Annotated in this window: 21 protein-coding genes and 1 tRNA gene; 12 read left to right on the forward strand and 10 right to left on the reverse strand. The window is 72.8% G+C overall.

Annotated features, from left to right (window positions below):
- Positions 1–2: 2 nt before the first annotated feature.
- Positions 3–1,181, reverse strand: coding sequence for a sensor histidine kinase (locus ACFY1S_RS21825; RefSeq protein ID WP_387120901.1), 1,179 nt, complete (start codon positions 1,179–1,181; stop codon positions 3–5).
- A 118-nt stretch (positions 1,182–1,299) separates the two neighbouring features.
- Positions 1,300–1,695: a VOC family protein gene (locus ACFY1S_RS21830; RefSeq protein WP_387120904.1), complete on the reverse strand. Its 396-nt coding sequence runs from the start codon at positions 1,693–1,695 to the stop codon at positions 1,300–1,302.
- Between the two features lie 107 nt (positions 1,696–1,802).
- Here ACFY1S_RS21830 and ACFY1S_RS21835 point away from each other — a divergent pair, with 107 nt between their 5' ends.
- Both ACFY1S_RS21835 and ACFY1S_RS21840 read left to right on the forward strand, forming a co-directional pair.
- Positions 1,803–2,819, forward strand: coding sequence for a hypothetical protein (locus ACFY1S_RS21835; RefSeq protein ID WP_387120907.1), 1,017 nt, complete (start codon positions 1,803–1,805; stop codon positions 2,817–2,819).
- 45 nt (positions 2,820–2,864) lie between these two features.
- Positions 2,865–3,296: a VOC family protein gene (locus ACFY1S_RS21840; RefSeq protein WP_387120910.1), complete on the forward strand. Its 432-nt coding sequence runs from the start codon at positions 2,865–2,867 to the stop codon at positions 3,294–3,296.
- Between the two features lie 10 nt (positions 3,297–3,306).
- On the opposite strand, the gene ACFY1S_RS21845 is transcribed toward ACFY1S_RS21840, so the two are convergent.
- The 3 genes from ACFY1S_RS21845 to ACFY1S_RS21855 form a co-directional block, all read right to left on the reverse strand.
- The gene (locus ACFY1S_RS21845; protein WP_387120913.1) at positions 3,307–3,774 is read right to left on the reverse strand and encodes a DUF3592 domain-containing protein; all 468 of its coding nucleotides are present in this window, start codon (positions 3,772–3,774) and stop codon (positions 3,307–3,309) included.
- A gap of 103 nt (positions 3,775–3,877) precedes the next feature.
- Positions 3,878–5,959, reverse strand: a complete 2,082-nt coding sequence (locus ACFY1S_RS21850) for a PQQ-dependent sugar dehydrogenase (RefSeq protein ID WP_387120916.1) — start codon at positions 5,957–5,959, stop codon at positions 3,878–3,880.
- A 222-nt stretch (positions 5,960–6,181) separates the two neighbouring features.
- Entirely contained in the window at positions 6,182–6,544 is a 363-nt protein-coding gene (locus ACFY1S_RS21855; RefSeq protein ID WP_387120919.1) for a MerR family transcriptional regulator, read from the reverse strand.
- 58 nt (positions 6,545–6,602) lie between these two features.
- Between ACFY1S_RS21855 and ACFY1S_RS21860 the strand changes: the two genes are divergently transcribed.
- Positions 6,603–7,313: an SDR family oxidoreductase gene (locus ACFY1S_RS21860; protein WP_387120922.1), complete on the forward strand. Its 711-nt coding sequence runs from the start codon at positions 6,603–6,605 to the stop codon at positions 7,311–7,313.
- 43 nt (positions 7,314–7,356) lie between these two features.
- On the opposite strand, the gene ACFY1S_RS21865 is transcribed toward ACFY1S_RS21860, so the two are convergent.
- Positions 7,357–7,429, reverse strand: a tRNA-Arg gene (locus ACFY1S_RS21865).
- Positions 7,430–7,587: 158 nt separating this feature from the next.
- Between ACFY1S_RS21865 and ACFY1S_RS21870 the strand changes: the two genes are divergently transcribed.
- On the forward strand, positions 7,588–8,283 hold the full coding sequence (locus ACFY1S_RS21870; RefSeq protein ID WP_387120924.1) for a hypothetical protein: 696 nt from the start codon (positions 7,588–7,590) through the stop codon (positions 8,281–8,283).
- Positions 8,284–8,293: 10 nt separating this feature from the next.
- On the opposite strand, the gene ACFY1S_RS21875 is transcribed toward ACFY1S_RS21870, so the two are convergent.
- Complete coding sequence (locus tag ACFY1S_RS21875; protein ID WP_387120927.1) at positions 8,294–9,346, reverse strand: alpha/beta hydrolase; 1,053 nt, start codon at positions 9,344–9,346, stop codon at positions 8,294–8,296.
- Positions 9,347–9,509: 163 nt separating this feature from the next.
- Entirely contained in the window at positions 9,510–9,950 is a 441-nt protein-coding gene (locus ACFY1S_RS21880) for an HPF/RaiA family ribosome-associated protein (RefSeq protein WP_387120930.1), read from the reverse strand.
- 296 nt (positions 9,951–10,246) lie between these two features.
- Between ACFY1S_RS21880 and ACFY1S_RS21885 the strand changes: the two genes are divergently transcribed.
- The 3 genes from ACFY1S_RS21885 to ACFY1S_RS21895 all read left to right on the forward strand — a co-directional run bounded on the left by ACFY1S_RS21885 (position 10,247) and on the right by ACFY1S_RS21895 (position 13,855).
- Complete coding sequence (locus tag ACFY1S_RS21885) at positions 10,247–11,017, forward strand: single-stranded DNA-binding protein (RefSeq protein WP_387120933.1); 771 nt, start codon at positions 10,247–10,249, stop codon at positions 11,015–11,017.
- Positions 11,018–11,288: 271 nt separating this feature from the next.
- Positions 11,289–12,317, forward strand: a complete 1,029-nt coding sequence (locus ACFY1S_RS21890; RefSeq protein ID WP_387120936.1) for a cobalamin biosynthesis protein — start codon at positions 11,289–11,291, stop codon at positions 12,315–12,317.
- The gene (locus ACFY1S_RS21895; RefSeq protein ID WP_387120939.1) at positions 12,314–13,855 is read left to right on the forward strand and encodes a cobyric acid synthase; all 1,542 of its coding nucleotides are present in this window, start codon (positions 12,314–12,316) and stop codon (positions 13,853–13,855) included. The genes ACFY1S_RS21890 and ACFY1S_RS21895 overlap by 4 nt, the downstream gene beginning before the upstream one ends.
- Before the next feature lie 55 nt (positions 13,856–13,910).
- Here the strand turns inward: ACFY1S_RS21895 and ACFY1S_RS21900 are convergent, their stop codons facing one another.
- Positions 13,911–14,312 carry a rhodanese-like domain-containing protein gene (locus ACFY1S_RS21900; RefSeq protein WP_387121117.1) on the reverse strand — a complete coding sequence of 134 codons (402 nt, stop codon included), beginning with the start codon at positions 14,310–14,312 and terminating at the stop codon, positions 13,911–13,913.
- Positions 14,313–14,553: 241 nt separating this feature from the next.
- Between ACFY1S_RS21900 and ACFY1S_RS21905 the strand changes: the two genes are divergently transcribed.
- The 5 genes from ACFY1S_RS21905 to ACFY1S_RS21925 all read left to right on the forward strand — a co-directional run bounded on the left by ACFY1S_RS21905 (position 14,554) and on the right by ACFY1S_RS21925 (position 19,749).
- On the forward strand, positions 14,554–15,201 hold the full coding sequence (locus ACFY1S_RS21905) for a uridine kinase (RefSeq protein ID WP_387121121.1): 648 nt from the start codon (positions 14,554–14,556) through the stop codon (positions 15,199–15,201).
- 68 nt (positions 15,202–15,269) lie between these two features.
- A complete protein-coding gene (locus tag ACFY1S_RS21910; RefSeq protein ID WP_387120942.1) occupies positions 15,270–16,412 on the forward strand; it encodes a M48 family metallopeptidase in 1,143 nt (380 codons plus the stop codon).
- 36 nt (positions 16,413–16,448) lie between these two features.
- A complete protein-coding gene (locus tag ACFY1S_RS21915) occupies positions 16,449–17,792 on the forward strand; it encodes a dipeptidase (RefSeq protein WP_387121124.1) in 1,344 nt (447 codons plus the stop codon).
- Between the two features lie 71 nt (positions 17,793–17,863).
- A complete protein-coding gene (locus tag ACFY1S_RS21920; RefSeq protein ID WP_139585616.1) occupies positions 17,864–18,070 on the forward strand; it encodes a hypothetical protein in 207 nt (68 codons plus the stop codon).
- Positions 18,071–18,156: 86 nt separating this feature from the next.
- Entirely contained in the window at positions 18,157–19,749 is a 1,593-nt protein-coding gene (locus tag ACFY1S_RS21925) for an ATP-dependent DNA ligase (protein WP_387120945.1), read from the forward strand.
- A gap of 10 nt (positions 19,750–19,759) precedes the next feature.
- Here ACFY1S_RS21925 and ACFY1S_RS21930 read toward each other — a convergent pair whose 3' ends face one another.
- Complete coding sequence (locus ACFY1S_RS21930) at positions 19,760–20,578, reverse strand: SURF1 family protein (RefSeq protein ID WP_387120948.1); 819 nt, start codon at positions 20,576–20,578, stop codon at positions 19,760–19,762.
- Between the last annotated feature and the right edge of the window lie 120 nt (positions 20,579–20,698).

Below are 20,698 nucleotides of genomic sequence, written 5' to 3' on the forward strand. Positions count from 1 at the left end.
GGTCAGCCGGCACCGGGCCACTCCAGCCGGATCCGGGTGCCCTGACCGGGCACCGAGTCCACCTCGGCCCGTCCGCCGACCGTCGCCATCCGGCCGCGGATCGACTCGCGCAGCCCGTACCGGTGCGCGGGGACGGTGGCCGGGTCGAAACCGGGGCCGTCGTCGGCGACCTCGACCACGACGGCGATCGCATCGCGGGTGAGCCGCAGCGAGGCCCGCGCCCCCGGGGCGTGCCTGGCCACGTTCGACAGCGCCGCGTAGGTGCTCTCGGTGATCGCGTCGGCCACCCCGGCGGGCACCGCGCAGGGTGCCAGCTCCACGCTCACCGGTAGCTCGGGCAGCCGGTCGGGCACCCTGCGCAGCCGAACGTCGAGGGACACCGGGCCGTCGCCGGCCACCGGGCCGGTGTCGGCCACTGCGACGAGGGTACGCAGGTCGGACGCGCACCGTTCGCGGAACGCGGCCGACGGCCCGGCCACCGCGCCGAGCCCCACCATGGTCAGCGTGCCGAGCACCGTGTCGTGTAGGTCGCGGTTCTGCTGCCGTTCGGCCTCCCGGGCGGCGCGGGCGACAAGCGCCTCCCTGGTCAGCCGCTGATGCTCGGCGAACGCCCGGTCGGCGCGGCCGATCCGCCGGCGCATCACCGCTGTCATCATCGCCGTGCAGCCGGTCTGTACCAGCAGCGTGGCCGCGTGGGCGCGTGCCTCGGTGGGGTTGCCTGCGGAGTACGTGCCCACCGCGTACGTGGCGGTGACCAGCAGCCCGGCCGGAACCGACCATTGCGGCGTGCCGGTGGCCTGTGCGTTGATCACCGTGGTGCTGGCGAGCACCGCGATCCAGCTGCCCTCGCCGGGAAGGACCCCGGGCGCCACCAGCACGGGGATGAGCAGGCAGACCACCGCGGTGATCGCGACGTCAGCGGCGGTCAGGGCCGGGGTGAATCCGTGCCGCAGCGCGCGGATCGCGTACCACAACGACCAGCCGGTGAGCGCGGCCACGACCGGCAGCAGCACTGCCGTCTCGACAGGTGGGGTACGCACCGACAGGGCCACCGCCGCACTGACCAACCCGCAGGTCAGCCGCAGCAGCGCCGGAGTCGTGGTGAAGATGAGGCTCAGCACGCCACCGGCCGGATTGTCCAGCGCGGGCGGCGGCACGCTCGGGGCGGCAACGGCCGGCATCGGGAAGTGTCCTTCCGACAACGACCCGGTCCGGGTCCGCGCGGCAGAGATCGACGCCGGAGAATAGCACGACCGGTGACCGTCGATCATCCTATGTGCGCGGAGTGTCGTTAATGTGTCACTCTGTGCTGCGAGGCTGGAGCAGATCCCACTTGTTGCCGTACAGATCGGCGAACACCGCCACCGAGCCGTACGGCTCGTGCCGCGGCTCCTCCAGGAAGCGCACCCCGGCCGCCACCATCCGCGCGTGGTCCCGGGCGAAGTCCTCGGTGTAGAGGAACAGGGCGACCCGGCCACCCGTCTGGTCGCCCACCCGGGCCCGCTGCTCCGGACCGCGCGCCCGGGCCAGCAGCAACGCCGTCTCCCGGGCACCCGGCGGGCGCACCACCACCCAGCGCGAGCCGTCCGCTCGGGGAGTGTCCTCCACCAACTCGAAGCCGAGACTCCCGACGTAGAAGTCGACCGCCTCGTCGTACTCCCCGACCAGCAACGCGACAAGTCCCAGATGCGCCATGGGGTCATGATGCCCACTGCCCCGCCGGGCCGGCCGGCGGCGTCAGCGATGGTCGGAGACGTCACGCCGCCCGGGAACCAGGCCCGGCCCGCGGTCGTCCCACAGTCATGCCAAAAGGTCGCAATGTCCTGGTGGTGGCGCTGCTCGGGGTGACCCTGAGTGGCTGCGGGGGAACGGTTGGCGGGCCGGTCGACGATCCCGGCCCGGCCGAGATCGTCGGGTCGTGGATCTCCTGTGCCGAGGCGGCCCCGCAGGCGGGCGCGGAGGTACCGGCCCCGCCGGCGGACACCGGCTCGCCGGCACCGCCGGCCTCCGCTCGGATCGGGCCGGAGATCGGGCGGATCGACAGGGCGTTCACCCCGGCCTCCGCGGTGCTCTGCGGCAGGGAGATCCGGCCGCGTCCCGGCGGCGGGCAGGAGCAGGTGGCCACCGAGCGCCACGCCGACGAGATCGACGCGCTCGTCGAGGCGCTGCGCCTGCCCGACCAGCAGCGGCCGAGGGGCGAGTTCGCCTGCACCCTCGACATGATCGTCCCGCCGTGGCTCGCCCTGCTCGACGAACGGGGCCGCTGGCTGCGTCCGTACCTGCCGACCGACGCCTGCGGCAAACCGCGCGCCGAGGTGCGAACCGCGCTCGCCGGACTGCGACTGACCATTGTGGACACCCGTACCGTCGGGTTCGTCGAATCGCCTGAGGCGGCCGCCGCCGGCTGCGCCCAACACTGGGCGGACATGGTGTGGGTGGAGACCACGGACGGCCGCCGCCCGGGACCGCCCGTGCCACCCGCCGCGCCGACCGACGGACCGCTGCGCCTCTGCGTCTACCAGGTGCCCCCGTCCGAGCAGGGCGGCGGCAAGCCGGCGGGCGACTTCATGTACGGCGGACCGTTGCCGCGCGAGCGCCAGGCGGGCGTGCTGCGGGCGCTGGGCAACCGGCGGGCCGTTGTCGACTGTGCCACCCCGGCGTCCCGCTTCGCCGTGCTGCGACCGCTGGACGGCACCGGCGGCCCCGACAGATACGTGGAACTCGACGGCTGCCGGCGCTTCCTGGTGGTGTCGCCGACCGGCGGGGCGGGGCTCGGTCAGGGCGACAGCACGCTCGCCGGCCTGCTCGGTCCCCTCTGAGTCGGCGCAGGTGAAAACGTCGCAGGTGTGCCGTACGGTCCGACCATGCCAGCCAGAATCGACCTCACACTCGACTCCACGAACGCGCAGGTGCTCGCCGCGTTCTGGAAGACGGCCCTGGGCTACATCGACGAACCGCCGCCACCGCCCTTCGCGACCCGCGCCGAGTGGCTCGCCCAGTTCGACCTGCCGGAGGACGACCCGGAGGACGGGGCGTGGCTGTGCGATCCCGACGGAGTCGGCCCGAACCTCTCCATTCTCGACGTCCCCGAGCCCAAGACGGCAAAGAACCGCCTCCACATCGACATCCGGGTGGAGGGCAGCGGCACCCCCGACGAGCGGTGGGCGCGGATCCTGGCGGAAGCCAACCGCCTGGTCGAGGCGGGCGGGCTCGTCCTGGAGGAGGTCGACAGGCACCACGTGGTGATGGCCGACCCCGAGGGCAACGAGTTCTGCGTCGCCGCGACCGCTGCCTGACGGGGCGGCGCTACGCCCACTGGTCGTCTCGGGTGCGGATGACCAGCACCACCCCGACGCCGCCGAGGACGGCGAACACCAGCCCGGCCGGGATGGCCGTCCACGACATCAGGAACGACAACGAGCCGTTGGTGTGCCCGTTCGCCGCCACGAACTTCTCCGGGGCCGCCGGGTCCACCCACAGGGCCATCTTCGGTCCGGGAGTCCGGTGGCAGCCGGTCCCACCGGCACAGGGGATCCAGGTGCTGTACTGCTTCGACTCGTACAGGTAGGAGACCTCGATCCGGTCGATGCCGCTGCCCCGGCCACCGCCTCCTGCCCGGTCGGACACGTGGGCCGTGACCGGCACGCCGTCGGCCCGCAACCGGTCCGCCTCCGACGACACGTGCCACCGGTACGCCAGAGCGCCACCGGTCAGGCCCAGCCCCGGCAGCAGCATCGCCATCGAGATCAGCAGGATCCGCATTCGCGGGCGCATGCCAGCCGGGGTCGGTGCCGGGGATCCGCGCCGTCGTCTCGTCACGGTGCACATCCTCCGACGCGGGCGCAACCAGCCGCCCGCGCCGGAGGTGGCCCACCGGTCAGTTGCCGAGGGTGACGTGCAGGATGCGTTCGTTGCTGTTGTTCGGAGTGCTGTCCTTGTCACCCTGGTTGGTGGTGGTCAGCCAGAGCCCACCGTCGGGGGCGGGCTCCACCGTCCGCAACCTGCCGTACGTTCCGCTGAAGTAGGTCTGCACGTTCGTCAGGCTGCTGCCGCTGATCACCGCGCGATACATCCGAGCACCCCGTGCGCAGGCCACGTAGAGGGCGTCCCGCACGATCGTGATGCCGGAGCAGGACCCTTCCGCGGTCGGGTAGGTGCGTGCCGGTGCGATGAATCCGGCCGTGCCGCAGGTGCCGCTGGTGCCCTCGCACGCGGGCCAGCCGTAGTTGCCGCCCTTGGTGATCAGGTTGGTCTCATCCATGACCGAGTTGCCGAACTCCTGCTCCCACAGTCGACCCTGCGAGTCGAACGCCAACCCCTGCGGATTGCGGTGGCCGTAACTCCACACGTAGTTGCCGAACGGGTTGTCCGACGGGACTGTGCCGTCCGGGTTGAGCCGCAGGATCTTGCCTTCCAGACTCGACCGGTCCTGCGCGTAGTTGCCGTTCTGCGCGTCGCCGGTGCTGGCGTACACCTTGCCGTCCGGGCCGAACCGCAGGCGACCGCCGTCGTGGTACTTGTTGCGCCGGATGCCGCTGATCAGCACCTGCTCGCTGGCCGTGTTGAGCGCACCGTTCTCCAACCTGATCCGGACCACCCGGTTGTCGGTGGGGGAGGTGTGCATGATGTACAGCCACCTGTCGCTGGTGAAGCTCGGCGAGATGGCCAGACCCAACAGGCCGCCCTCACCGTCGGTGCTCTGCACGTTCGGCACCGTGCCCTGGTTGGTCTTCGCCCCGGTGGTGGGGTTGAGCTGGATGATGTCGTGCGCGTCGCGGCGGTTGTAGAGGACGCTGCCGTCCGGCAACGTCACAAGCCCCCACGGGATGTCGGTGTCGGTGGTGACCTGCCGTACCCCGCACACCGGGTTGCCGCATCCGGCGCCGGTGGTCACCGTCGCGGTGCCGCTGCGCGGCGACACGTTGTCCTGCGCGTCCCGGGCCACCACCTGGTACTGGTAGGCGGTGTTCGCCGCGAGGCCGCTGTCGGTGAACGTGGTGACCGGGGGAGCGCCGGTGACCGTGCCGACCTTCACGCCGTTGCGGAAGACGTCGTACGCCCGTACCCCGATGTTGTCCGTCGACGCGGTCCACCGCAGCGTCACAGTGGTGCCCGAGGCGGTGCCGGTGAGCTGCTGCGGAGCGGTCGGTGCCTGGGTGTCTGCCTGACACGGCGGCGGCGTGATCGACACGGTGGTGCTGGCCTGCGACACGTTGCCTGCGGCGTCGCGGGCGTTGACGTACAGTCCCCAGGTCGCGCCGGCGACCACCGTGAGGCTTGTGGACAGCGTCGTGCCGCTCACCGACTTCATGAGCTGACCGTCGTGGTAGACGTCGTAGAAGGCGACAGCGACGTTGTCGGTCGAGGCGTTCCAGGCGAAGGTCACCGAGTTGCAGGTCAGGCCGCTCACCCGCGGGCTGCCCGGTGCGGTGGGCGGCTGGCTGTCGGCACTGCCCAGGGCCGTCGTCCACCGCTGGTTGGCCTGCCCGTGGCAGGTCCAGAGATTGACGGGGGTGCTGTTGGCGGTCGCCGCGCCCGTCACGTCCAGGCAGAGGCCGGACTGGACGCCGACGATGGTCCCGTCGGTGTTGATCCGCCAGCGCTGGTTCGCGCCACCCGTACACCCGTTGATCTGGATCGCGGCGGGCGAGGTGGTGTCCTGCCCGACCACGTCCAGGCACATCGTCTCGTCGTACACCCGCAACTCACCGCCCGAGGTGAAGGTCCACGACTGGTTCGCCTGACCGTTGCAGTCGTAGATGTTGATGCCGGTGCCTGCCGTCCGGACGTTGCCGACCACGTCCAGGCAGCGGCCACTGCCCACGCCGACCACAGTCGCGGGAGCTGCCGCCGCAGCGGGCACGGCGACCGCCACGGTCAGCAGTGTCACGGCCGCCACCGCCGCCGGTAGCAGCCGTCGGCGGGATTGGCGTGGTTTGGTGCGCGCGAAGAATCGCATCCGTCCTCCAGGATCGTCGACCGGCCGCCCCAGGCGACCTGTCGCCCGACCATGTCGAACAGTTGGCATCGACCATCAAAGATGAATTACCCACCCAGGTCAACAATGTCGCTCGATGATGGACAAAACCGGAGGCCAACGCGACGTCCGCGCCGAAGAGAATCGCCTGAAGGTTCCGGTACGGCTCGACGCCGCCCCGGGGTCAGTGTCAGCTCGCCACGCTCACACGTAGTCGCACTGGGGGTTCGGCCCCGACGTCACCTCGATGATGGCGTCGAGCCTGTCTCGGGTGCTTGTCAGCTCGGCGATCTGCGCGTTGATCCGGTCTCGCTCCGCCGCCAGGCGTCCGCGCGACTTCGGAGTGCTGACCCCGGCGTCCACGCACGGCAGGAGCTCCGCGATCGTCCTGCTGGACAGTCCCGCGCCGTACAACTGCTGGATCAGCCGCACCCGGTCGACTGCCGCGTGCCCGTAGCGCCGCTGCCCGCTCTCGGACCGCGTCGAGGCCAACAGGCCCTGCTCCTCGTAGTACCGCAGAGCCCGGACACTGACCCGCGTCTGGTTCGCCAGGTCCCCGATCCGCACAGTGACCCACCTCGCAATACTTGCCTCTGACGTCAACGTGAGGTTCTAGCCTAGCTCCATGCAGATCAACGGTACGAAAGCCCTCGTAACGGGCGCCAACCGTGGGCTCGGCAAGGCCTTCGCCGAGGCTCTCGTCGCCCGCGGTGCCACCACCGTCTACGCCACCGCCCGCCGCCCCGAGAACATCAACATCCCCGGCGTCGTACCACTCCAGCTGGACATCACGGACCCGGCGTCCATCGACGCCGCCGCGGCCGAGGTGGGCGACCTGGACATCCTCATCAACAACGCCGGCATCTCCACGAACGCGCCCCTGCTCGGGCCCTCCACGGAGAACATCCGCCGCGAGTTCGACACCAACTTCTGGGGCACCCTCAACGTCGTCCGCGCCTTCGCCCCGAGGCTCGCCGGGGGTGCCATCCTCAACGTCATCTCGGCGCTGAGCTGGTACGCCTTCGCCCCCGCCAGCAACGGTTACGCCGCCTCCAAGGCCGCGGAATGGTCTCTCACCAACGGCATCCGACTTGAGCTGGCAGACCAGGGAACCCAGGTCACCGCACTGGCGCTGGCCATCGCCGACACCGACATGATGGCCGCCGTCGACATCCCCAAGCTCCCACCCCACGAGGTGGTGGCCATCGCCCTGGACGGCCTGGAAGCGGGCAAGCTCGAAGTGATCGCCGACAAGCCCACCGCCAATGTGAAGGCGTCGCTCTCCGGTGATCCCGCCCTCTTCTACGCCGACATCCCCGGCGCCCTCTTCGGCTGACCCCACCATCCCTGCTCAGCCGGTCAGGAGGGGAAGGTACCTGTGCGCCCGGTAGGGTTCGAACCTACGACCTTGGGATTAGAAGTCCCCTGCTCTATCCGCTGAGCTACGGGCGCGCGGCGTGAATGTCGCGCCAGAAGGGTACCGCCAACCCACCGCGCGTCGGGCCAACGGGTGGCCGCGTCCACATTGCCGAGCAGGGTCTCACGGGGGTGGGGCGGCGGGCATCCGGGTTCCCGCTGGCTGGCCCGGCGCCGGACCGTACCCTCGGCTGGTGCTGCTGGATCCGGACGCCGAGAGCGGCGTCGCCTACGAGCTGTGCCAGGTCGTCGGCCGTGCCATTCTTCCGTACCGTACGTCGGCGGGCTTCGGCACCGCGTTCTTCTTCCGCAGCGGTGACGACCCGGTGGGGGAGGCGCTGGTGACGGCGGCCGACCTGGTCGGTTTTCCGGACGGTGAGCTGGGCCTGCGGGGGAGCGTCACCGAGCCGGACGGGCTCGCCCCCGACGCGCTCGCCGACGGCGACATCGTGCCCGGCTGGTCCCGCTACCCCGGCGACGGGGTGGCGGTGCTGCCTACCGCCGGCCTGCACCGGCACGCCGGCGACGGCGGCTGGCGGTGGCGGGTGCAGCCGGTGCCGGCCGCGATCGCCGCCGGGGCCGAGGTCGTCGCGCGCCTCGGCGCCGACGCCAGTTCCGCCTTCGTGCTGGCCCATGGGGTACGCGAGGACGGATCGCGCCCGCTGGAGGTCGCGATCGAACGGGTGGTCCGCGACGGGGACGACGTGCGGATCACCGACGAACTGCCACCGGGGTACGTCGGCGCGCCCGTCTTCGTCGTGCAGGTCGACGCCACCGGTGAGGTGTCGCTGTACTGCCTGGGCCTGGTCCTGCCCGGCGTCGACGGTCACCGGGTGGCGACCTTCGACCGGATCGGCGGGGTCCTGCCAGCGACGCCCGGCGACGCCTGAACCGACTGGCTCAGCCGTTATGCGTCGCCAGGCCCGCCGGGTCGGCCGTCGGCTGCCGACCCGCCGGGATGGAGGTCCCACCGGTGTCGGCGGGCTCGTCGGCCGGGGCGGTCGGGCCGGCCGCCAGGAACGCCTCGGCCCAGCGGCCCACCTCGTCGAAGACCTTCTTCCGGACAGCGGGGCCGGAGAGCGTGAGGTCGTGCAGCCCGCCGTCGAAGCGGGCCAGTGTGACGTGGCGGCCGAGGCGGGGCGCGTACCGGACCATGTGCTCGACGTCCAGCACCGCGTCGGCGAGGGTCGCGTTGTCGTGCCACTTCGTGCCCCGGAACGAGCGGGTCGAGCAGGCCAGCAGCACCGGCACCTGGATGTCCAGCCCCGCGCGCAGCCGGCGTTGACCGGTGCGGATCGCGTTCAGCCAGCCGGCCCGCACGGGGAACCCGGCCAGCGGCTTCCACGCCAGGTCATAGGTCCACTCGCCGCGGTGGTCGGCGTGCAGGCTCTCGCCGTACACCGTGCCCAGCCCGAGCGGCACGATGCGGTGCGGCGCCCTGCGGCCCAGCCGGGCCGCGGCGGCCGCGATGGGTCGACGCACCGCCCAGGGCGCGTTGAAGTCGAAGAAGGGGCTGTTGAGCACCAGGCCGTCGATGAGGCCGGCGTCACGGCGGGCGTCCGCCCAGAGCGAGATGATCAGGCCGCCGGTGGAGTGGCCCATCGCCAGCAGGGTGTCGTGCCCGTCCTCGGTGCGGATGATCTCGGCGGCGGCGTCCAGCTCCGGGAAGTAGTCGCTGATGTCGCGGCAGAAGTTCGGGGTCTGGTGCGGAAGCAGGCTGCGGCCGTACTTGCGCAGGTCCAGGGCGTAGAAGTCCCAGCCACGCTCGGCGAAGAAGTCGGCCAGGTGGGTCTGGAAGAAGTAGTCGACGAAGCCGTGCACGTAGAGCACTGCCCGCCCGGTGGGACGTTCTGCCCGCCGCCGGACCAGTGTCGCGACGACAGGCCCCTCGTCGTCGGTGCCCAGATCGATCGTCTGCCGCTCGTACGGCGGCCCCAACACGTCCGGTTCCACGACCGCGACGCTACGCCGCGAACCTACCGAGCGGTAGCCCGCGCCTGGCCCGCCCCGCGATGCTGGCCTGCCCCCGCGATCCTGCTCCTGTTGCCGCGGCGCAGCCTCTACGAGCTGCGTGCGCGGCCCCGAAGGTGCAGGATCGCGGGGCACGAGGCGTGGGTCAGACCGTTTCCGCGTCGGCGCGGCTGGGGTCGGCGGCGGGCAGCTGCTCCTGGTCGTCGGCGAGGTCCAGCTCACTCTGCGGCGGCGGGACGTCGCGCAGGTGCTTGTTGTGCCGGGGCTCCTGGCGGGTCTTGGCGTCGTTGAGCTTGCGGCGCAGGTCGTCGCGGACGTCGTTGAGGGCGGCGTGCAGATCCTCCTCGGCGGAGGTGGTGACGATCTTCTGCCGGCCGGCGATCCAGCACTCCAGGGTGACCTTCTGCCCCCGGGCCTCGCGGTCCTTCACCGACACCTCAAGCTCGGTGGCGTCGGCGTGGAAACCGGCCAGCCGGGCGTCGAGGGTGGCGAACTGCTCGGCGATCCAGTTGCGGTCGCCCTGCGAGAACCCGGCACCCACCCGCAGGCACTCGGCCACGGTGGCGGGGTTCGCCACGGCGCTCATCGCTGCGCCTCGGTGACGTGTGCGGAGCCGATGGTGGTGATCATCATGACGCTGACCTCTCGTCGACGTGGTGCTGTCGGTGGTGCGTTGATCAAGTCCTTACCCAGTTCGGTCGGCAGCGGAAACCGCCGACGGCGCGTCGGCCGTACCACATCCGGACGTGATCAGGCCGTTGTCCACAGGTGGCCTCGTCGTCCACAGGCCCGGCGATCGCACTGGCGACGTCCGGCGCCGACGCCCAGGCTCGGTGGCGAGTCGACTCGCGCTGGCAGGCTTCCCGATCCCCTGGAGGGACGATGTTCGACACGTACGTCACGATCGTCGGCAATGTGCTGACCACGCCCGAGTGGCGTCGTACCACCCAGAGCAACACCCTGGTGGCCAACTTCAAGGTCGCCTCCACCGCCCGCCGCCTCGACCGCGACAGCGGTCGCTGGGTCGACGGAAACTCCCTTCGCGTACGCGTCAACTGCTGGCGCAAGCTCGCCGAAGGCGTGGCCGCCTCGGTGATGGTCGGCGACCCCGTGGTGGTCTGCGGGCGGCTCTACACCCGCGACTGGACCGACGACGCCGGCAACCACCGCACCCTCTACGAGTTGGAGGCGGTCGCCGTCGGTCACGACCTGTCCCGAGGCCGTGCCCGCTTCCTGCGTAACCGCCCGAGCATGACCACCAGCACCGTCGAGGACGCGGAGGCCGAGAGTCGGGTGCACGGCGAGTCGACCGAGCCGGTGCCCGCCGGCGAGGCCCCGGTGCTGCCCGACGACCGCCCGCTGGACGACGACTTCGAGCTGTCCGACTTCGGGGCCCCAGGCACCGGCCCGATGGGTGCCACCCTGGCCGGCGGCGGCTCGTTCAGCGGCTCGTTCGGGGGTGACGTGCCGGGTGGGCGGGCCGACGACCCGGCCGGGCTCGACGACGACGAGCTGGCGACCCCTGCCGAAGCGCCCGACAGTGACCCGGCCGACGACTCGGACGACGAGTTGGGGCCGGTGCCGGACGAAGGCGAGCCGGCTGCCGCGCCTACCGGTCGGCGGCGACGCGGCCGGGTTCCGCAGCCGGCGTGACCGACAGGTGCGGGCCGAGCGGCAGAGCCGCCGGCTGACGTCGCTGCGGTGCTCCGGGCGACGGGTCCGCTGACGCCGCTGGTGGCGCTCCGGCGCCCGTGGCACGACGGGGGCGGGGTGGCGACGCGGTCGGCGTCGTCACCCCGCGTGGGCCACCGTTCGGCGCGCGGCGTCCCTGTGGGCGGGCCCCCGGGCAGGCCAGCGGCACGCGCGGTTGCCCCGGCCGGCGCACCGGGCACTCGTCTAGGCTGGCCGGCCGGAGGTGGTGCGCGTGCGACGGACAGCGCCGGTGGCGAACGCGGTGGGTCTGCTGGCCGGGTACGCGCTGGACAGGCTCATCGGCGACCCGCGCCGGTGGCACCCGGTGGCCGGCTTCGGGCAGGCCGCCGGAGCGCTGGAGCGCCGCCTCTACCGGCCGGACCGGACGGCGGGTACGGCATTCACCGCGCTGGCCGTGGGCGGGCCGGTGGTGCTCGGGGTGGTCGCCACGGCAGCCACCCGGCACCGGCCGGTGACCCGGGCGGTGCTCGTGGCAGCGGGCACGTGGGCCGTGCTTGGCGGTCGTACGCTGCGGCACGAGGCGACCGTGATGGGTCGTACGCTGCGCGCCGGCGACCTGCCCGCCGCGCGGCGACGCCTCGGCCACCTCTGCGGCCGGGACCCGTCGATGCTGGACGAGCCGGAGTTGGCGCGCGCAACCGTCGAGTCGGTCGCCGAGAACACCTCCGACGCGGTCGTCGCCCCGCTGTTCTGGGGTGCGATCGCCGGCCTGCCCGGCCTGCTGGGCTACCGGGCGGCGAACACCCTCGACGCGATGGTCGGGCACCGCTCGGCGCGTTACGAACGCTTCGGCACCCCGGCCGCCCGCCTGGACGACCTGCTCAACCTGGTGCCGTCGAGGCTCACCGGGCTGCTCACAGTCGCCGTCGCGCCGGTGGCGAACGGCGACCGGGAGCGGGCCTGGCGGGTGTGGCGGCGGGACCGCAACGACCACCCGAGCCCCAACGCCGGGCAGTGCGAGGCGGCGATGGCCGGTGCGCTCGGGGTCCGTCTCGGCGGACGCAACGTCTACTTCAGCCGCTCCGAGGTGCGTCCCTTCCTCGGCGACGGCCCCCGCCCCGAGGCGCGGCACCTCAAGCGGGCCGCCCGGATCTCCGGCGCGGTAGGTCTGGCCGCGCTGGGGCTGGCCGCCGCGTACCCGGTGACAGTCGGCCGTCTGGTCGCCGCCGTGGGTCGCCGCGGGCTCGGTGGCGCGGCTCGCCGTGGGTTCGGCGCCGTCGGGCGGGGGGCCGGGCGGTGAGCGGCGGACTGCTCGTCGCCGGCACGACCTCCGACGCCGGCAAGAGCGTCCTCACCGCAGGCATCTGCCGCTGGCTGCACCGCAAGGGCGTGCGGGTGGCGCCCTTCAAGGCGCAGAACATGTCGAACAACTCGGCTGTCGTCGTCGGGCCGGACGGGCGGGGCGGCGAGATCGGGCGCGCGCAGGCCATGCAGGCCACCGCCTGCGGGTTGGCACCCGACCTGCGGTTCAACCCGGTGCTGCTCAAACCGGGCAGTGACCTGGCCAGCCAGGTGGTGCTGCTCGGCGAGGCCGTCGACACGATCACCGCCGGCACGTTCCGGCAGTTGCGTCCCCGGCTCGCCGAGACCGCGTACGCGGCGTTGGCGCAGCTGCGCGCCACGTACGACGTGGTGATCTGCGAGGGCGCCGGCAGCCCTGCCGAGATCAACCTGCGGGCCGGTGACTACGTCAACATGGGGCTGGCCCGGCACGCCAACCTGCCCACCATCGTGGTCGGGGACATCGATCGGGGTGGCGTCTTCGCGTCGATGTTCGGCACGGTGGCCCTGCTCGACCCCGAGGACCAGGCGCTGATCGCCGGCTTCGTGATCAACAAGTTCCGGGGCGATCTCGGCCTGCTCCAACCCGGACTGGACATGCTGCGTCACGTCACCGGCCGTCCCACCTACGGGGTGGTGCCGTGGGCGCTCGACCTGTGGCTCGACGCGGAGGACTCCCTCGCCTACGGCCGGGTGCTCGGCCGGCCGGCCGCCCCACACGGCACCGAATGGCTGGACGTGGCGGTCGTGCGGCTACCCCGGATCAGCAACGCCACGGACGTGGAGGCGCTGGCCACCGAGCCGGGTGTCCGCGTACGCCTCACCGTCGAACCAGCCGAACTGGCCGCCGCCGACCTCGTCGTCCTGCCCGGCTCCAAGTCGACAGTCGCCGACCTCGCCTGGCTACGCGAGACAGGACTCGCCGACGCGGTTGCCGCACACGTGGCCGCCGGTAAGCCTCTGCTCGGTCTCTGCGGCGGCTTCCAGATGCTCGGCCGCGCCATCCACGACCCGGTGGAGAGCCGGCAGGGCAGCGTGCCGGGGCTCGGAATGCTGCCCATCGAGATCACCTTCGATCCACGCAAGACCCTCCGGCAGTCGGTGGGCACCGCCCACGGCGGCCTTCCGGTACGCGGCTACGAGATCCACCACGGCTACGTCTCGCAGACCGATCCCGCTCTGGCCCCGCTGCTGACAGGTGCCGACGGTGCCGGCGAGGGCGCCGTGCTCGGTGCGGTGCACGGCACGCACTGGCACGGTGCGTTCGAGTCCGACGCGTTCCGCCGTTGGTTCCTCACCGAGGCCGCCCGGCTGGCCGGGCGTACCGGCTTCCAGGTCGCACCGGACACCAGTTTCGCCGCGGCCCGGGAACGCTCACTCGACCTGCTCGGCGACCTGGTCGAGGAGCACCTCGACACCGACGCCCTCTGGCGGCTCGTCGAGTCCGGCCCACCTGCCGGCCTCCCCTTCATCCCACCCGGCCCTCCACCCTCCTGACCCACCCGGCGGGACGCCGGCAGTGTGCGGCACGGGCGGGCGTCGGGCGCGGGATTCAGGGGCGGATGTCGACGGGACGGTCGGTGGTGGGCAGACCCGCGGCGAGCCAGGCGTCGACGCCGCCGATCATGTCGGTGGCCCGGCGGAGGCCGAGGGTCTGGAGGCTGGCGGCGGCCAGGCTGGAGCTGTAGCCCTGCCGGCACACCAGGATGATCTCCCGGTCGTAGCCGGTGGCCTCCGGGATGCGCCAGGCGCTGGCCGGGTCGAGGCGCCACTCCAGCACGGTCCGGTCGATGACTATCGCTCCGGGCAGGTCCCCCTGTTCGCGGCGCTGTGTCTCGGTGCGGGTGTCGACAAGCAGGGCCCCGCCCCGGACCGCCTCGACGGTCTGTTGCGGAGTCAGTCGGTGCAGCCCGGCTCGGGCCTGTTCGAGCAGGGCGTCGATGCCGGGGCTCATCACGTCTCGGAGCACCACCCGATGATGCCGATTCCGATGCCACCAGGGACGGCGAACGGGTCTGGCGTCACCCGCCGCTACCCCAATTCCCCCGGACGTGACGTGTGGCAGACCTGGACGGTCAACCACACGTGTCGCAGTGGCTCGATCACCTGGCCCACGGCGGCGACGGCATACTGCGACCGTGTCCGAATCCGCCAGCCCACCGACCGCTCACCGCGGTGGGTCGACGCCGGACGGGGTGACGGCCCACGGCGGGACCGGGAGGCTGCCGGTGGCGGTCGTCGAGGCGTACGCCGAGTTGGCGCGTCGGGTGCTCGCGGGCCCGGCGCGGTTGGGGTGGACCCGGCTGGTGGCGGTGGACGGGCCGAGCGGCGCGGGCAAGAGCCGGTTCGCCGCGCGCCTCGCGGAGGCTCTGGCGGCGCTGCCCGGTGGACCGCCGCCGGTGGTGCACACCGACGACCTGCTCGACGGTTGGGACGACCAGCTCACCTTCTGGCCCCGGCTCGACGAGGAGGTGCTGGCGCCGCTGCGCGAGGGGAGGGCGGGTGCCTACCGTCGCTACAGCTGGGTGCGGCGACGTTTCCTGCCCCGCCCGGTGTCGGTGCCGGTGGCGCCGGTGCTGCTGCTGGAGGGGGTCAGTGCCGCCCGCGCGGTGGTCCGGCCGGAGGTGACGCTCGCGGTGTTCGTGACGGCGCCCGCCCCGTTGCGGCTGGCGCGAGCGGTACGGCGGGACGGCCCGGAGATCCTGCCCGAGTTGCGTCGGTGGCACGTGGGGGAGCGGGCGCACTTCGAGGCAGACGAAACCGCCGCCCAGGCCGATCTGGTGGTCGACGGGGCGCCGACCCTGCCGCTCGACGGGGACCGGTACTACGTGCGGATCCGCTGAGCGGGCATGGACGTCGGCCACCGGCTGGGGCACGATGCGAGGAGCTACGGCGAAACGGGGAGCCCACCATGACGGCAGCGGACGCGCCAGCGCGGCGTCGGATCACCCTCACCGGCATCAGTTCGCGGGCCTGGGAGCATCCGGCCGACCGGGGCGCTCTCGTCGCGTTGCGGGAGCTGCGCGGGTTCGACGACGTGGTGCGCGCGTTCTTCGGGATGTGGAACGAGCGCGGTTTCCGGCTGTCCGTGCTGGCGTCAGGCATCCGGGTCGACCACCGCCAGTATCCGGCGGTGTGGCAGCGCTACACCGAGGCGGCGGCGGCGCTCGACCTGGCGGAGCTGCCCGAGGTGTACGTGACGCAGTCGCCGTGGCTGGGCGCCGAGGCGGTCGGGCTGGACCGGCCGTTCATCGTGGTGAACTCCGCCTGCGTGCAGCAGCTCGATGAGGACGAGCTGCGCTGCCTGCTCGGCCACGAGCTGGGGCACGTGGGCAGCGGGCACGCGGTCTACAAGACCATGCTCATGATCCTCACCCGGTGGGCGGCCAACCTGAGCTGGCTGCCGGTGGGTGCGTTCGCGCTGCGGGCGATCATCGCGGCGATGCTCGAGTGGTGGCGCAAGGCGGAACTCTCCGCCGACCGGGCCGGCCTGCTCGCCGGGCAGGACCCGGCCGCCGCGCTGCGGTTGCTGATGAAGCTCGCCGGTGGCGGTGACCTGTCCCAGATCGACACGACCGCGTTCCTGGAGCAGGCGGCCGAGTACGCCGGTGGCGGCGACCTGCGCGACAGCCTGCACAAGATCCGGATGACGGCGTGGAGCACCCACCCGGTGCCTGTGGCGCGGGCGGCGCAGCTGCGGCAGTGGATCGACTCCGGGGCGTACGGGCGGGTGCTGGCCGGGGACTATCCGCGCCGCGACGACGACTCCTCGACAAGCGTCTCGGAGGAGATCAAGGCCGCCGCCGAGTCGTACCGGGAGGAGTTCGGCCGCTCCACCGACCCGCTCGTCGGTCTGCTGCGCCGCCTCGGCGACGGTGCCAGTGACGTCGGCGAGTGGGTGGGCGGCACCGCCGGCCGGGCCCGGTCCTGGATGGATGCCGCCACCGAGGCCGCCGGCCGCGCGCAGCGCGCCAGCCGGACCGCCCCAGGCGCGCGGGCGGGTTCCGGCCCGTCGGGCGGCGACGGTACGGGCTCCGCCGACACGCCCCGGTAAGGCCGGCATACGATTCCGGTCATGACCTCACCGATCATGTCCGAGTTCGAGGTGCGGGCCGCCGTCGAGCGGGAGATGCCCGGCGTACGGGCCGACCTGGAACGCCTCGTCCGCATCCCCGGCATCGCCTTCGACGGTTTCGACCACTCGCACGTGGAACGGTCCGCCGAGGCGGTCGCCGAACTGCTGCGCGGCTGCGGCCTGGACGTCGAGATCGTGCGCTCCGGCGGTCAGCCCGCCGTGATCGGGCGCCGGGCCGCCCCGCCCGGTGCGCCCACCGTGCTGCTCTACGCCCACCACGACGTGCAGCCGGTCGGCGACCGGTCGCTGTGGGAGTCCGACCCGTTCGAGCCGGTCGAGCGGGACGGTCGGCTCTACGCCCGGGGTGCGGCGGACGACAAGGCCGGGATCATGGCGCACATCGCGGCGCTGCGCGCGTACGGGGACGCGTTGCCCGTCGGTGTGGTGCTCTTCATCGAGGGCGAGGAGGAGTTCGGCTCCGATTCGCTGGAGCGGCTCCTCGTCGAGCACCACGACGAGATCGCCTCGGACGTCATCGTGATCGCCGACTCCACCAACTGGGACGTCGGCGTACCGGCGTTGACGACCTCGCTGCGCGGCGTCGTGAACTGTTTCGTCGAGGTGCGCACGCTGGACCACGCCGTGCACAGCGGCATGTTCGGCGGTGCCGTGCCGGACGCGCTCACCACGCTGGTCCGGTTGTTGGCCACGCTGCACGACGACGCCGGTGACGTGGCGGTCGAGGGGCTGGTCGGCCGGGTGGGCGCGACTGTCGACTACCCGGAGGACCGGTTCCGGGCCGAGGCGGGGCTTGTCGAGGGCGTGAACCTGATCGGTACCGGCCGGATCACCGACCGGATCTGGACCAAGCCGGCGGTTGCCGTGCTCGGCATCGACGCGCCGGCCACGGGTGAGGCGCCGAACGCCCTGGTCCCGGCCGCGAAGGCGAAGCTCAGCGTCCGTCTCGCCCCGGGTGACGACCCCAAGCGGGCGTACGAGGCGGTGCGCGCGCACCTGGAGGGGCACGCGCCGTGGGGCGCGCAGGTGACCGTCAGCCTGGAGCACGACGGCGACCCGTGTGTGATCGACGCGTCCGGCCCGATGTTCGACGCGGCCCGGTCGGCGTTCCGGGCCGCCTGGGACGGCACCGACCCGGTGGACATCGGCATCGGTGGTTCGATCCCGTTCATCGCGACGTTCCAGGAGATGTTCCCGGAGGCGGCGATCCTGGTGACTGGTGTGGAGGATCCGCACGCCCGCGCGCACGGCCCGAACGAGAGCCTGCACCTGGGGGAGTTCGCCCGCGTGTGCCTCGCCGAGGCGCTGCTGCTGGGCCGGGTGGCCGCGGCCGCCACCTGAGAACGGCAAGTTCGCGTCTGATCTGCCTGTTTGCGGCGTGTCGCCGCTGGGATTGCTATAGGCTTTCGAACATGAGTACGAACGAGGTGATGGCCCGGTTGGGGGCCGCCGTCAGCGCGCTGGGGGACGTCGACGTCTCCGCGTGGTCCGAGGACACGCTCAACGAACAGCTCGGTGATCTCTCTGCCGCCCTGGTCGCCCTCGACTCGGTGCTCGCCCGGGTCGCCGGCGAGGTCCGCGCGCGGGGGCTGCGCATCGAGGAGCCCGTCTCCGCCTGATCCCGCCGCCGCTCGCGGGCGGCGGCACCACGCCGACACCGCCCGGGCACGGCAATGCCCGGGCGGTGTCGGAGGCGACTGGCAGGATGGGCGTCGTGCGGTTCCTCGATCTGGCGGCCACCTCCGCCGCCGTCACCGCCACCAGCGGCCGTCGGGCCAAGGTGGAGTTGCTGGCGGACGCGCTGCGCCGGCTCGACCCGGCCGAGGTGGAGGCCGGCGCGGGCTACCTCGCCGGCGAGCTACGCCAGCGGCAGACCGGGGTGGGTTACGCGAGTCTGCGTGACCTGCCGCCCCCGGCTGCCGAGGCGACGTTGACCGTGGCCGCCGTCGACGCCGCCATGGAGCAGCTCGCCGCGGTGCAGGGCACCGGTTCGCAGGGCCGGCGGCGGGCGCTGCTCGGCGCCCTCTACGGCGCGGCGACCGCGGACGAGCAACGTCTGCTCACCGCCCTGTTCGGCGGCGAGCTGAGGCAGGGCGCCCAGGCGGGGCTGCTCGCCGACGCGGTGGCCCGTGCCGCCGACGTGCCCGTGGCGACGGTGCGTCGCGCCCTGCTGCTCGCCGGTGACCTGCGGGCGGTGGCGGTCGCCGCGCTCTCCGGTGGTGCCGCCGAGCTGGCCGGGTTCGGCCTTCGGGTCGGCCGGCCGCTGGCACCGATGCTCGCGCAGAGCGCCCCCTCGGTCGACGAGGCGCTCGCGGCGACCGGCACGCCGGCGGTGGTCGACGTGAAGCTCGACGGCATCCGCATCCAGGTGCACCGGTCCGGCGCCGACATCGCCGTCTTCACCCGCAGCCTCGACGAGATCACCACCCGGGTGCCCGAGGTCGTCGCCGCGGTCCGCGCCATGCCCGGCCGGGAGTTGGTGCTCGACGGCGAGGCCATCGGCCTGGACGAGTCCGGCCGTCCGCTGCCGTTCCAGCAGACCTCCAGCCGGGCGGCCCGACGCACCACGCCCAGCACCACGGGGCGTACCCCTGTCGCCCCGGCGGTGCTCGCGGCCGCCGCCACCACCGGCACGAGTGTGCTCACCCCGTACTTCTTCGACCTGCTGCACCTCGACGGGGAGGATCTGATCGACCTGCCCGGCCGGGACCGGTGGGCGGCGCTCGCCGGCACGGTGGACGCGTCACTGCTGGTGGGGCGGGTCGGGGTGGACGACCCGGAGCGGGCCCGCGCCGCGTACGCCGCCGCTGTCGACGCCGGCCAGGAGGGCGTGGTGGTCAAGGACCCGGGCGCGCCGTACGACGCCGGCCGGCGCGGCGCCGCCTGGGTCAAGGTCAAGCCTCGGCACACCCTCGACCTGGTGGTGCTCGCCGTCGAGTGGGGCAGTGGCCGACGCAAGGGCTGGCTGTCCAACCTTCATCTGGGCGCCCGTGACCCGCGCACCGGCGGGTTCGTGATGCTCGGCAAGACGTTCAAGGGGCTCACCGACGAGCTGCTGCGCTGGCAGACCGAACGGTTCCTCGACCTCGCGGTGGACCGCGGTGACTGGGTGGTCCGGGTCCGCCCCGAGCAGGTGGTGGAAATCGCCTTCGACGGGGTGCAGACGAGTTCGCGTTATCCGGGCGGGATGGCGCTGCGGTTCGCCCGGGTGCTGCGGTACCGCGACGACAAGTCCGCCGCCGAGGCGGACACCATCGACGCCGTCCGTGCCATCCACGCCGGCCGGGTGAGCGGCTGACCGGGCCCGGTCAGGCGGGCGTGCTCGTCGGCTCGGCCGCCCGGTCCAGGGGCCTGCGCTCGGTGTCGAGGCCGGCGGCCCGCCGGGCCTCCCGGCGTGCCACCCAGCCGTAACCGAACAGGGCCATCACGGCGAAGAGCCACCACTGCACCACGTAGCCGAAGTTCTGCCAGTTGTTGGCGTGCCCGACCGTCACCGCCTTGAACGCCGGGTCGGCGGCCGGTGTCTGCTCGTCCAGCAGCAGGTACGCGCCGTACACCGGGTAGGGCAGCTCCCCGGCGAGCCGCGGGACGGCGATCCGTCGGGTCTCCAGCCGCCCGTCCCGCCGGTCGACAGTGCCGGCGCCGCTCTCGGTCTCGTGCACCCGGCCCACGACTGTCACGTCGCCGGTGGGCGCGGCGGGCACCGGCGGCTGGGCTGTCGCGCCACCCGGCGCCGGTGGGATCCAACCCCTGTCCACCAGCAGCGCCGTGCCGTCGGAGAGCACAAGCGGCGTGAGGACCTCGAAGCCCACCCGGCTGTCCACCGTCCGGCCCCGCACCAGCACCGTGTTCGTGGGGTCGTACCGGCCGGTGACGGTGATCCGGGTCCAGACCTTCTCCTTCGCGGGGGCCGGGCCGGCCTTGCCCGCGCCGCCGGTGGGCGCGCTCAGCGCCTCGGTCAACGGCACCGGGGCCATCCGCTGGCCGGCGTCGATCCGTTCGTTGACCTCGGTACGTCCGCGGTAGCGGTCCAGCTGCCAGTTGCCGAGCCACACCATCACGGCGGCGGCGACCAGGGTCAACGCGAGGGCGCCCAGCCAGCGTGGGCTCAGCAGGAACCGGTACACGGCACCGAGGCTACCCGTATGACCGGGGCCACTGTCCGCGACCGGGCCGGGACGGTGCGCGCGGCAGTGGTTGGCGGTGCTCGCCAGTCGGGACGGGCGGGTATCGTCACGCCGACGGAT

The organism is Micromonospora sp. NPDC000663, from assembly GCF_042898105.1.
Taxonomy (GTDB): Bacteria; Actinomycetota; Actinomycetes; order Mycobacteriales; family Micromonosporaceae; genus Micromonospora.